The 12433-nt window shown below is 60.4% G+C and carries 12 protein-coding genes; 7 read left to right on the top strand and 5 right to left on the bottom strand.

Translation table 11 applies throughout. From position 1 onward, the window contains the following. Window positions 1-997: 997 nt before the first annotated feature. The 3 genes from ACX0MV_RS12365 to ACX0MV_RS12355 form a co-directional block, all read right to left on the bottom strand. Window positions 998-1480, bottom strand: coding sequence for a hypothetical protein (locus tag ACX0MV_RS12365; RefSeq protein WP_458982798.1), 483 nt, complete (start codon window positions 1478-1480; stop codon window positions 998-1000). Window positions 1481-1914: 434 nt separating this feature from the next. Continuing rightward, window positions 1915-2373, bottom strand: coding sequence for a restriction endonuclease PLD domain-containing protein (locus tag ACX0MV_RS12360; RefSeq protein ID WP_458982797.1), 459 nt, complete (start codon window positions 2371-2373; stop codon window positions 1915-1917). A gap of 312 nt (window positions 2374-2685) precedes the next feature. Further along, on the bottom strand, window positions 2686-3255 hold the full coding sequence (locus ACX0MV_RS12355) for a COG3904 family protein (RefSeq protein ID WP_458982796.1): 570 nt from the start codon (window positions 3253-3255) through the stop codon (window positions 2686-2688). 239 nt (window positions 3256-3494) lie between these two features. Here ACX0MV_RS12355 and ACX0MV_RS12350 point away from each other — a divergent pair, with 239 nt between their 5' ends. Together ACX0MV_RS12350 and treF are read left to right on the top strand one after the other, a co-directional pair. Further along, window positions 3495-4262: an SDR family NAD(P)-dependent oxidoreductase gene (locus ACX0MV_RS12350; RefSeq protein WP_458982795.1), complete on the top strand. Its 768-nt coding sequence runs from the start codon at window positions 3495-3497 to the stop codon at window positions 4260-4262. Continuing rightward, entirely contained in the window at window positions 4259-5875 is a 1617-nt protein-coding gene (gene treF / locus ACX0MV_RS12345) for an alpha,alpha-trehalase TreF (protein ID WP_458982817.1), read from the top strand. The genes ACX0MV_RS12350 and treF overlap by 4 nt, the downstream gene beginning before the upstream one ends. Here treF and ACX0MV_RS12340 read toward each other — a convergent pair. Continuing rightward, window positions 5864-6787 (bottom strand): LysR family transcriptional regulator, encoded by a 924-nt coding sequence (locus tag ACX0MV_RS12340; RefSeq protein WP_458982794.1) that lies wholly within the window; start codon window positions 6785-6787, stop codon window positions 5864-5866. The genes treF and ACX0MV_RS12340 overlap by 12 nt on opposite strands. A 121-nt stretch (window positions 6788-6908) precedes the next feature. Here ACX0MV_RS12340 and ACX0MV_RS12335 point away from each other — a divergent pair, with 121 nt between their 5' ends. From ACX0MV_RS12335 to ACX0MV_RS12315, 5 genes are all read left to right on the top strand, one after another. Further along, a complete protein-coding gene (locus tag ACX0MV_RS12335; protein WP_458982793.1) occupies window positions 6909-7667 on the top strand; it encodes an SDR family NAD(P)-dependent oxidoreductase in 759 nt (252 codons plus the stop codon). 137 nt (window positions 7668-7804) lie between these two features. Next, complete coding sequence (locus ACX0MV_RS12330) at window positions 7805-9100, top strand: FAD-dependent oxidoreductase (RefSeq protein WP_458982792.1); 1296 nt, start codon at window positions 7805-7807, stop codon at window positions 9098-9100. Between the two features lie 264 nt (window positions 9101-9364). Further along, on the top strand, window positions 9365-9790 hold the full coding sequence (locus tag ACX0MV_RS12325; RefSeq protein WP_458982791.1) for a PQQ-binding-like beta-propeller repeat protein: 426 nt from the start codon (window positions 9365-9367) through the stop codon (window positions 9788-9790). Window positions 9791-9937: 147 nt separating this feature from the next. Continuing rightward, complete coding sequence (gene pnuC, locus ACX0MV_RS12320) at window positions 9938-10537, top strand: nicotinamide riboside transporter PnuC (RefSeq protein WP_458982790.1); 600 nt, start codon at window positions 9938-9940, stop codon at window positions 10535-10537. A gap of 3 nt (window positions 10538-10540) precedes the next feature. Further along, on the top strand, window positions 10541-11581 hold the full coding sequence (locus ACX0MV_RS12315; protein WP_458982789.1) for an AAA family ATPase: 1041 nt from the start codon (window positions 10541-10543) through the stop codon (window positions 11579-11581). Between the two features lie 17 nt (window positions 11582-11598). Here the strand turns inward: ACX0MV_RS12315 and ACX0MV_RS12310 are convergent, their stop codons facing one another. After that, window positions 11599-12327 (bottom strand): substrate-binding periplasmic protein, encoded by a 729-nt coding sequence (locus tag ACX0MV_RS12310; protein WP_458982788.1) that lies wholly within the window; start codon window positions 12325-12327, stop codon window positions 11599-11601. Window positions 12328-12433 lie beyond the last annotated feature (106 nt).

The raw sequence follows: 12433 nt of genomic DNA, 5'->3' as shown, positions 1-12433 counted from the left end.
TAACGTTTGGTTAAGGGGCCGGCTTTAGCCGGTCCCAGCGAGCGGAGCGAGCGACTTGAACCAGTAGTTAGACGCGGTGACAAATCGAGCTCGGAATTTTCAGGCGACGCCAAATGTACCTGAAGCCGAACCGAGATGTTGGGCAACGAACGTGCGTGGGCTGGCAGATACATAGCGGTAGGACGACCAATGGCGTTTGCCCCAGCGATGGGCCGGCAACGCCACCGCGAAAGGCTACGAACATTCAGATGTTTTGCGCGCCGACGCTCAATGCTTGCAACTGCGCTGATATTTGGCTGAGGAACTGAATTAATGCTTCCGTGCATATAAACCACCAAAATTAAGAGCCGCTTCTAACGTTTGGTTAAGGGGCGGGCTTTAGCCCGTCCCAGTGAGCGAAGCGAACGACTTGAACCAGTTGTTAGATTACTGAAGTTGAGTTGAGCAGCTTGGACAACACTTAATTGAATGGCGATCTTTATGCTGGTTCATAAAAGGAAGCTGCTCTTCGCACTCTGGACACCGCCACAGCTTTCGGGCAAGCAGTATATATAGCCCAAAGAACAGGACAAGTATTACGGAGGCCAGAAGGCGTACGTGAGTTGTGGAGGTGGCCAAAAATGGCATGGCAATTATGAATAGTGTTATAAGTGAAATTATTAGAAGTTGAAATGTAAGTTTTCTAGATTTGAATTTTTTTGCTGTTTCGCTAAGCTGATCCTTTGCTTCTGTGCGCGATAAATAATATAGCGAAATAGATGAACCTAAAAATATACTAACGGCAATTGGAAGTGATAACAAGGAGCGAGTATTTATGTGCCCGTCAAAGAAGCCAAGGAGCAGGACAATGAGCATCATGCCTGAGCCGCACAGGGTAATGAAGAATATGGCACCAATTAGAAGCTTGATGAGTTTCATAGAGTAGTAATCTAACGTTTGGTTAAGGGGCGGGCTTTAGCCCGTCCCAGTGAGCGAAGCGAGCGGCTTGAACCACTTGTTAAGTGTCTTGTGCGCTTTGACCGGCGTACTGGGAAGCCTCTTTGCTTAAACCGCCACCAACGACAATTGCGGCGCTTAATATTACGCAATTTTTAATTATGTATTGACCTTCAAGTGTTGGGGCGTAAGGGAATTTAATGAAACACACTTCAGGCAGAATAAATAATGGTAATACGGTTCCGAATAGTTGCAGAAATAGTAAGGTTAATGCAACTCTCAATAGAGGCTTGATGAGAAGGCAAACGCCAATGGCTATTTCCCATAATCCCAGTATGGGAATGAATACATCTGGAGGGAGCCACGTTATTGTATTTGTCACTAGGTCATTTACTGGACTTATGCCAAGTGGTTTTAGAGCGCCAAGCCATATGAATATAATTGACATTGAGTATTTTAGTAGGGCTTGACCATGTTGGTGCATCCATTCCGCAGCAATTTTGTCGCATCTTCCGAAGGTGAAGCTTCCTACTTTTAATTCCATGATTTCTTCCTGAAGACACTTAACGATTAAGCTAAGGGGCCGGCTTCGCCGGTCCCAGCGAACGGAGTGAGCGCTTTGAGCGCATTGTTAGGAGCCACTACCACCACTGCCGTTCAGGGGCCAAGTTTTGATCTGCTGGGCCGTTTAATTTCCATTGAATTGCTTCTTCGGTGCTTAATAGCCGTAACCCACAGTGCCTGATATTGCAGTAATGGATTTTTCCATCGACGAGGGAAATGCCTTCGATTTGAACCCCTGCGGAATCAACCTCACAGCACAAGCATGGGTGAAATGAGCAGCTTTCAAAGAACTGGCCTATAGCAAGTTCTCCAGGTTTGTTGATTGCAAGAGGCACCGAAATGGCTCCTAACGTTTGGTTAAGGGGCGGGCTTTAGCCCGTCCCAGTGAGCGCAGCGAACGGTTTGAACCACTAGTTAGTGGTGGCCCACGATTTTAAGCCGAGCGAGATATTTTTTTATTTGATTATTCTGACTGTCACCTATAGTTCCTGCCAGGCTTACTGAAAGCTCTTCGTTAGAGGTTAATCCGCCGTTTGTGATGTTCGCAGAACCTATGATTGCTTTATATTTACCAGCGTTCTCAAAGTAGTATATTTTTGAATGAAGATATTTAGTACTGTCGTCTACTACTATGTGGAGAATTGACTCTCTTGATTTTAGAGATTCTATTGCTTCGCTATCAGTATGTTTTTTATTTGAGTAAATTGTGATTTGGCTTTTATTTTTTAAGGCGAGATCAATGGCGGGAAGTAAGTGTTTAAGCCCTGCCTGTTTCAGCCATCCAGAGCACAGTACAGATATTTCAGAGCGTTTTATCAACTCAGCTAAGACCTTCCTGTGGTTGTCTTTATTGGCGTTTAGCTGAAGGAGCATGTTCTTACCCTAACTATAAATAGACACCAAATGGTGCATAACTACCCGGACGGGCGTGGTGGATAACATTCTTGTCTTTTTGCATCGAGCCTTCTAACTCAGGGGTTTGCTGCTGTGCTTTGACCGTAAGGGGGAGTTATACACCATGGCAAAAAACTGTGGCTGCTCGCTCAAGCGGCTAGGGCGACAGGAAGACTAGCGGATTCTTCTGGCGTTTATCGAGTGGCTACATCGGTACTTGAGCGAATGCTTTCAAAGAAGTCAGCCGATTCAACAATGCCGCGCTCTGTTAACAAGCCATCCTTCCGCCCGTCACTTCAACCCATACCCCACCAGCTCTTTCTCCGTCAGTACCCGCATCTGATGCGGGGCGATGCGTTGCATGTCCTGCGCCAGGCGCGGTGGGATGTTCATTTCGCGGAAGTAGGCGGTCGGGTTGTAACCCTGGGTTTTGTGCAGCCGTTGCGCTTGAGCCGATTCGCCAGCGGGGAAGTGCGGGCGGTGCAGGCCGACGTGGCCCTTTACGGTTTTTTTCCGGCCGGCGGCCAGCAGGTAGATGCAGCTGCCCTGGCAGACGCCGTTGCTCGGTACCAGTGTGTCGAAACCGGTTTCGCGCAGCAGGCGGCCCATGCGGATGGCTTCGGGGGCGCTGCCGCCAATGCTGTCGAGCAGGGCAATCTTGCGGGCGAACTTGCCAGGGTTGGCCTTGATGCCGTCGAGCAGGGCTTCGTAGTCGCCGGGGGCGATGTCTTCGGAGAGTTTCACCGCCAGTACCGCGCCGAGGGTCTTGTGTTGAGCCGCTTCGACCTCGACTTTGGCGAGCGTGGCGGTGGTGTACAGCGAGGCGCATAGGAGGGCAGCCGCAACGAAGGTCATGCGCATAAATCTGCGGTGTCCTGGATCGGAATAGGGGCTGAGAAGATACCTGCGCCTGGGGCTCGGCGCACGCGCTGATTCAGTGGCTTCGCTGGTGTCGTTAATGCCGCAGTGGAGGGCTTGGCACCGGCGAATCGGCGCTGCGCTAACTTCCTGCAAAGTTTGCCCGGGAACGTCGAGCGGGTGAGTTCGTCTCAATCCTATCGATGAATGGCCGCTGCGCTTGCGGCAGAGGGGAGAAAGGCATGAGGCTCGAACACAAGGTGGCGCTGGTCACCGGCAGCACCCAGGGAATCGGCCGCGGAATCGCACAGCGGTTGGCACGCGAAGGCGCGGACGTGATCATCAACGGTCGCCACGACGACGAACATGCACGCGCCAGCGCCGAACTGGTGCGTGCCGAGGGGCGGCGGGCCTGCATCATTCCCGCCGACCTGGCCACGGTGGCCAACTGCAAACGGCTTGTGGCCGAGAGCATCGAGCAGATGGGCCGCATCGATATTCTGGTGAACAACGCCGGGGTGCAGAAGCACACGGCGTTTCTCCAGGCCAGCGAGGCGGATTACGAGTTGATTCTCAACGTCAATCTGCGCGCGCCGTTCTTCATTGCCCAGGCGGTGGCGCAGCACCTGATGGACAGCGGGCGCGGCGGCAGGATCATCAACAACAGTTCGGTGCACGAAGAGCTGCCGTTTCCCAATTTCACCAGTTACTGCATGAGCAAGGGCGGCTTGAAGATGATGATGCGCAACCTGGCCATCGAGCTGGCGCCGCTGGGCATCACCGTCAATAACCTCGCACCGGGGGCGATCGAAACGCCGATCAACAGCTCGCTGATGAATCAGCCGGAAAAACTCTCCGCCCTGCTGTGCAATATCCCTGCGCGGCGCCTGGGTCAGCCACGGGACGTCGCTGGCGCTGTGGCGTTTCTTGCGTCCGATGACGCCGATTACATCACCGGCACCACGCTGGTCGTCGATGGAGGTCTGTTGTGGCATTACAGCGAACAGTGAGCGATATCGAGCAGGTCGATCCCTTTAGCCGCGCCTTGGCAAAAGTGGGCGCCGCCGACACCCTGTCACCTGCCGACCGCTATCAGGAGTTGTTCATTGCGGTGCAGACCAGTGGCGTATTCGCCGACAGCAAGACCTTCGTCGACTGCGCGCCGCGGCAGTACCCCGAGCGCATTCTGGATGCCTACCGGGCGCAGCGCGACGCGCCAGACTTCGACCTTGGCGCATTCGTCCACGAGCACTTCAGCGTGTTCGAGTTCGCCCCGCGGGAGTTTGTCGCCAACCCGAACAACAGCCTCAGCGAGCATATCGACCGTCTGTGGCCGGTGCTCACGCGCCATCCGTGCGAACACCCGCCTCGCTCCTCGCTGCTGCCGCTGCCCTACGATTACGTGGTGCCGGGCGGGCGCTTCACCGAGCTGTATTACTGGGATTCCTACTTCACCATGCTCGGCCTCGATGAAAGTGGGCAATGCGACTTGTTGCGCGCCATGGCCGACAACTTCGCCTACCTGATCGACACCTACGGCCATGTACCCAACGGCAACCGTTCGTACTACCTGAGCCGCTCGCAGCCGCCGGTATTCGCCCTGATGACCGACCTGTTCGAGGAATGCGGCATTCGCCGCGCCAGCGATTACCTGCCGCAGCTGCGCAAGGAGTACGCCTTCTGGATGAGCGGCAGCGAGCTGCTGGCGCCGGGCGAGACCCATCGGCGCTGCGTATGCATGGCCGACGGCGCCGTGCTCAACCGTTACTGGGATGACCGCGACACGCCGCGCGAAGAATCCTATCGCGAGGATGTGCACACCGCTAAGAGCTGCGACCGGCCGCCGCGCCACGTGTACCGCGACCTGCGCGCGGGCGCCGAGTCGGGCTGGGATTTCAGCTCGCGCTGGCTTGACGACCCCGAGCAGTTGTCGAGCATCCGCACCACGCGGATCGTGCCAATCGACCTCAACAGCTTTCTCTACAAGCTGGAGCGGCAGATCGCCCGCCTGAGCGAGATCAAGGGCGACCTGCACTCGGCGCAAGAGTTTCGCGGCCATGCGGCGCGGCGCAAAAGTGCCATTGATAAGTACCTGTGGAGCGAGGCCAGCGGCGCGTACCTGGATTACGACTGGCAGCGCGGCTGCCAGCGAACGAACCTCACGGCGGCGACGCTGACGCCGTTGTTCGTGCAACTGGCCAGCGCCGAGCAGGCGGCGGGGGTGGCGGCGACCGTTGCCGAGCGGCTGCTGGCGCCTGGCGGTTTATCCACCACCGAGATCAGCGTGGGCGATCAGCAGTGGGACCGTCCCAATGGCTGGGCACCGCTGCAGCTGATGGGCATTCGCGGCCTGCAGCACTATGGCCATCACGCCTTGGCCGACACCATCGAGCAGCGCTGGCTGGCAATAGTCGCGGACCTGTTCGAGCGTGAGAGCAAGCTGGTCGAGAAGTACGTGCTGCGCCCTTCGGCGGCTTACGCAAAAGGCGGCGAATACCCGTTGCAGGATGGCTTCGGCTGGACCAACGGAGTCACCCGCCGGTTGATGCGCGACGATCCCAAGCACCAGGCCAATCGTTGCCGGGCCGGAGTCTGTACCCGCCAGTGCGGCTCAAGCCGCTGAGCCCGGCGGGCTGATGTGCAGCTCCTGCTGGATGATCTCGCTCAGCCATTGCATGAACACGCGAACCCGTTGCGGCAGGTAGCGGCGGTGTGGATAGAGCAGCGAGACCGCCATGGGCGGCGGCACGAATTCCGGCAGAATGCTGCACAGCTGCCCGCTCGCCAGCAGCTCATGAAAGCCGGTCAGTGGCGCCTGGATAATGCCCAACCCACCGAGGCAGGCGCCTTCGTAAGCATCAATATTGTTCACCGTGACGCTGCCTGCCATCGGCAGGTAATGCAGCGTACCGCCCGCCTGGTACTCGAAGCCCGTCGTGCGGGTGCCCAGCACCTGGGCGTAGTGGATCAACCGGTGCGACGCCAGATCCTCCAGGCTGCGCGGCGTGCCATAGCGGGCCAGGTAGGCGGGGCTGGCATAGTTGCCCTGGCGAAAATGGCCCAGCGGGCGGGCGATCAGATTGCTGTCGACGATCTCACCCACGCGTAGCACGCAATCGAAACCCTCGCGCACCAGGTCCACCCGGCGGTCGCTGCTGCTCAGCTCCAGCTCGATGGCCGGATGCCGATCGAGAAATTCGCTCAAGCGGGGCGCTACCAGCAGTCGCGCGATGGAGGTTGGCATGTCGACCCGCAGGCGTCCGCCCAGCTGCGTGTTGTCCTGGCGGAACAGGGTTTCCAGCTCATCCATGTTGGCGAGCATGTCCTTGCTGCGCTCATACAGCACCGCGCCGTCCTGGGTTGGCTGCACCTTGCGGGTGGTGCGGTGGAGCAAACGCGCGCCAACCAGTTCTTCCAGTAGCTGCACCTGCTCGGAAACGGTGGAGCGGGGCAGGCCGAGGCTCTGCGCCGCCTGGGTGAAGCTGGCCAGTTCACTGACGCGGACGAAGGTGCGCAGCAGCTCGAGCTTGTTCATGGCTATGCCTTATTGTTCGTTTAAACCGGTCAGTGTTTCCGGTTTCGCGATGTTTATCGTCTCTGCTACGGACAATAACCTGGCCGTGCTGACTTAACCAGCGCAACCAAGGAGCACGACCATGACCCGTAAAATCGCATTGATCACCGGCGCAAGCCGCGGCCTGGGCAAGAGCGCGGCGCTGCATCTGGCGGCCCGTGGCTTCGATATCATCGGCACCTACCAGAGCCGGGAGGCGGATGCGCAGGCGCTGCTGACGGAAATCGAAGCGCTCGGCGGGCGCGCCACGATGCTTCAGCTGGATGTCGCCCAGAGCAGCCACTTCGTCCAGTTTGCTGAGCAGATCGGGCACACGCTGCAGACGCACTTCGGTCGCAAGCGTTTCGATGTGCTCATCAACAACGCCGGTACCGGCGCCTTCGCAGCCTTCGCCGAAACCAGCGAGGCGCAGTTCGACCAGATGGTGAATATTCACTTGAAGGGTCCGTTCTTCCTGACCCAGGCGCTGTTGCCGCTGATTGCCGATCAGGGCCGCATTCTCAATATCTCCAGCGGCCTGACCCGTTTCACCATGCCGGGCTTTGCGGCCTATGCGGCCATGAAAGGCGCAGTCGAGGTCTGGACGCGCTACCTGGCCAAGGAGCTGGGCCCGCGCGGGATCAACGTGAACGTGCTGGCGCCCGGTGCCATCGAGACCGATTTCGGTGGCGGCCTGGTGCGCGACAACCCTGAGTTGAACGCCGATATCGCCAGCAACACCGCATTGGGCCGCGTCGGCCAACCCGATGACATTGGCGGCGCCATCGCGGTATTGCTGGCTCAGGAAGGGCGCTGGATCAACGGCCAGCGCATCGAGGCCGCGGGCGGCGTGTACCTGTAACCGGTAACGCTTCAGCCCCGGCGGGCGCTCAGTCGAGTGGTCCGCCGTGTTGCCTTTGCCAAAATGGGTAGCTGTCGAATGCTGATCGATGGCAGTACCATCTGCCGAATGATGCAGCCGGCTTAGGGAGCCTGGGTTTGAAGGGATTGCCGATTGTTGTGGTGGGGGCAGGTACGGCGGGGTTGGCCAGCGCAATTCTGCTGGCACGCCAGGGAATGCAGGTGACGGTGCTCGAACGGGTGGCGGAACTGCAGCCGGTGGGGGCAGGGATTCTCTTGCAGCCCTCCGGCCTGGCGGTGCTGCGCCAGCTCGGGCTACTGGCGGAATGCGCCGGGCTGGGCGCGCCGGTGAGTCGCCTGTATGGCACCACCGCGTGCGAGCGTGTCATTCTCGATACCCGCTATGAGGATTGGCAGCCGGGCAGTTTCGGTTTGGGCATCCACCGCGCGGTGTTGATGACGGCGCTGCTGAACGCCGCCCGGCAGGCCGGTGTGCGCATCGAGACCGGTGTGACGATCAACCGGTTTCGCCAGACTGCAAGCCACGTCAGCCTGTTCCAGGACAACGGCCAGGGCGGCGAGCGGCTTTTTGGCGACTTCTGCGCGTTGATTCTCGCCGACGGCGTGCGCTCGACACTGCGCGCGCAGATGCGCGTCAAACAGTGGGTAACGCCTTACCCCTGGGGCGCGTTGTGGAGCATCCAGCCAACACCCACATCCTCGGCATCCACCGACCTGCGCCAGTGGTACCGCGGCTGCTCGGAGATGTTCGGCGTAATGCCGACCGGGCGCACCCATGCAAACCCTGATACGCCCCTGAGCAGCCTGTTCTGGAGCTTGCCGACGGCGGCTCACGACGCCTGGCGCACCGCCGGGCTGGACGCCTGGAAAACCCGCGTCAGGCAACTGGCCGGCGCGGGCGCCGAACCCTTCCTCGAACGGATCAAGTGTTCGTCGCAGTTGACGTTCGCCACCTACGCCGATGTGCGCATGCAGCGCTGGCACGACGGCCGCGTGCTCGCCATCGGCGACTGCGCCCACGCCATGAGCCCGCAACTGGGCCAGGGCGCGAACATGGCGCTGGTCGACGCAGCCGCGCTGGCGACGGCGTTGCATCCGCAGGCCGGCTCGGCCAGCGATGCCCGTGATTGGCCTTGGGTCTTTGCCGATTACGCAGCGGCGCGCCGCCAACACCTGCGCTACTACAGGCAGGCCAGTCGCTTGCTGACGCCGTTATTCCAGTCCAATAGCCGCGTGCTTGCGGTGCTGCGCGACGGCGCCCTGTACCTGGCCCGGCACAACCGGCTGGGCCGTTACCATGCGGTCACGACCCTGGTCGGGGCGCGCACCGGCTGGCTGTTCAGTCGCTATGACGAAGACGCTCTGTGCGCCTGGCGCCGCGAAGAGGCCACGCTGCATCAGGCACTGCCGTAGGCTCGTGCCCGCTGCGATTTGGCTGCAGCCGATTGCGCAGTAACCGATTCGGGCTAGCAGGCTGTTGAAAAACGTAGGCGAAGTAGGCAAGACAAGGCAAAACGGCCGAAAAAGCGCAAAGTACGGGCTGTAAATGAGCATTTTGAGGCCGTTTTTAACGCGGTATTGCCAATGTAGGTAGTTTCTCAACGGCCTGCTAGGGTAGTGCAGACTTCGTCGAGATAAATCAGGTCTACTGCTTCCCCCCTCCAATAAGGAATTTCCATGCGCTTGATCTATGCCGTTCTGCCCTTGCTACTGTTGGCCGGTTGTTCATCCTTCAGGGCTGCGCCGGAAGACATCAAACCAGTGCCCAGCGACCGTTTGCTGGCGTATCAGGAACCTGGCGCAAACACCGGGCAGCTGGTGGTCAATCGCGACTTGGGCATGATGGGCGGCGGCTGCTACGTCGCCATTCTGGTGGACCGCAAAGTCGCAGCGCGGATCGCCATGGGCGAGGTCGCCAGCTTCCAAGTGCCGGCCGGCACCCGTGTGCTCGGCATCGGCGTCGACAAACAGGATGACACCCTGTGCGGTTATGGCCGCTTGCGCCGTGAACTGGCCGTGCCGGTGGTCGCCGGGCAGAGCAAGCTGTTCCGCATCGTCAGTCAGTCGCAAGGCGGCTTCGATATCCTGCCTGACGACAAATAACCTGCCCCCGTCTGTGGCCTAGCGCCCGGGATAGACCCTGGCGCTCGCGGCTTATCGATCTGCCCCATCGCGCGCTTAGGCGCGGCGCTTAGGCTTCTCAACGGGGCGCTGGCGTTAGCTCAGCCTTCCCGCCGCAAGGATTTACGCATGCCGTCAACGCTGGAAATCTTCGCCAATGGTTTTTACCTGGTGGCCGTACTGCTGGCCGCGCGCAACTCGGTGCACACCTGGTCGATCGGCCTGATCGGCTGCGTGCTGTTCGGCGCACTGTTCTATCAGGTGCAACTGTACGCCGACCTCACCCTGCAGGTGTTCTACGTGCTGACCAGCCTGTTCGGTTGGTGGAGCTGGCTATACGGCAAGCGCGGCGGGGCGATGCCGATCAGCCGTGCGCCCTGGCCCGCATTGGTTGGCGCGCTGCTGATGGCGGTGCTGGTGGCCGTTGCCTACGGCGCCTTGCTGCATTACCTGACCGACGCGTACGCGCCGTTTCTCGATTCCCTGGTGCTGACCTTCAGCGTGCTGGCGCAACTGCTGCTGATGCGCCGCAAGCTGCAAACCTGGTACTGCTGGCTCCTGGTCAATAGCCTCGCGGTGCCGCTGTTCCTGTCTCGCGAGCTGTACCTGACCGGCTTTATCTACGCGTTGTTCTGGTGCAATGCTTGGTACGGCCTGTACCGCTGGCGGCGCGAGCTGGCCGGGCAGACGCAGGCGATGGCGCATGTCACAGACGGGCAGCGGGCCTGAGCAATGGCGGCGCGTTTTCGCAGCGGTCTGGTGGTCGGCAAGTTCGCACCGTTGCACCTTGGCCACGAACACCTGATCCGTCATGCCCAGGGCCATTGCGAACAGCTTTATCTGCTCAGTTGGTCGAGGCCCGAACTGCCGGGTTATGAGGCCGAGCGGCGCGCACGCTGGTTGGCGCTGCGCTTCCCGACGCTGAAGCACTGGGTGCTGACGCCCGAGCGTGTCGCGCAGTGGCAGCGCGCCGGCCTCGACCTGCCGGACTTGCCGTACAACCATGAGGATGACGAGACCCAGCGCGAGTTCGTCGCGCGGTTCTGCCAGCAGGTGCTGGGCGATCCGGTGGAAGCGGTGTTCACCAGCGAGGCCTATGGCGATGGCTTCGCCGCGCACCTGGCGCAGCGTTTCGGCCAGCCGGTCCGGCACCTCGGGCTGGACCCGCAACGTAGCCAGGTCGCGATATCCGGCTCGCGCCTGCGCGCCGATATCCATGGGCTGCGGTCGTTTCTCGCGCCGGCGGTGTATGGCGATTTCGTCGAGCGCATCGGCCTGCTCGGCGGCGAATCGACTGGCAAGAGCAGCCTTGCCCAGGCCCTGGCTGGCGCGCTGGATACCCGCTACGCCGCCGAGTTCGGCCGCGAGCACTGGCTCGCCTGCGACGGGCAGCTGGGCTATGACGACCTGCTGCACATCGGCCGCACCCAGGTTGCCCGGGAAGATCAATTGGCAGGCCAGGCGCGGCGTTATCTGGTCTGCGATACGACGCCACTGACCACGCTGTTCTACTGCCAGGACCAATTCGGCCGCGCCGAAGCCGAACTCGAACAGCTGGCGCGGCGGCTTTACCACCATCTGTTTCTGTGCGCCGACGACTTCCCGTTCGTGCAGGACGGTACGCGCCAGGGCGAGGCATTTCGGCGCCGGCAGAATCGCTGGTATCTCGAGCAGTTGCAGCAGCGCGGCTGGCGCTACAGCCTGCTGACGGGCTCGCTGGCGCAGCGGGTCAATCAGGTGCTGGCAGCGCTGGAGGTACCCTCCACGCGCTAACGGACCCACTGAAACACTTAGCGGTAGTGGGAAAGGATTTCGTCGATTTCGCCGGACTGACGCATCTGCACCATGGCCCGCAGCAGCGCCATGGTGGGCACATCCGCGGCATTGCGCACGATGCAGGACACCGGTTCCAGCGAGGCTTCGCCTACGGCATGCAGGCGCTGGCGGGCGGGCAGGCGCTTGTTGTACCACTGCAGGGAGAGTTCGTTGCTGACCGCGTAGCGATAACGTCCGGCCTGGAGCTTGTGCAGCACCTGGATCTGCGTGCGGGCGTCCTCGCGTACCAGCTGGCCGCTGTCGAAGAGCGGTTGCAGGCTGGGGTAGGTGAAGCCCAGCACCGCGCCGATGCGCTCGTTCTGCAGCTGTTCCGGATGCAGGGGTTCGGTCTGCGGCCGGCGCGCGACCAGCACATCGCGCTGGGTCACAAAGGGCAGGCTCCAGACGTACTGGTGGTGTGAACCGGTGAGCCAGTCCGGGGTGACATAGCAGCGCATGTCGATGTCGTTGCGCTCCATGGCGAGCTGAATGCGCTGGCGCGGCATCACGATCAATTCGGCACGCCGACCTACCTTGGCGGCGAGCCGGTTCTGCAATTCGAACAGGATGCCGCCAACCGCTTCGCCGTCTTCGATCTGGATCAGCGGCATCGCCCAGCTGTCGCTGACCGGAAAGCGCAACGGGCGCTCGTCGGCCTGGAGCCCGGCGCAGAGCAGAGTCAGAAGGATCAGGATAATTCGCATCGAGGGCAAAACAGGAACTCGTACAGAGGAACAGGGAGCGGACCAGCGTCTCGGCAGTATAGCCGCTGTGCTTGAGACCCCGTCTGCCGACCTGGCGTGCGCCGGA

The sequence above is a fragment of the Pseudomonas cistanchae genome, from assembly GCF_054483635.1.
This window is presented reverse-complemented; position numbering and strand designations above follow the sequence as displayed.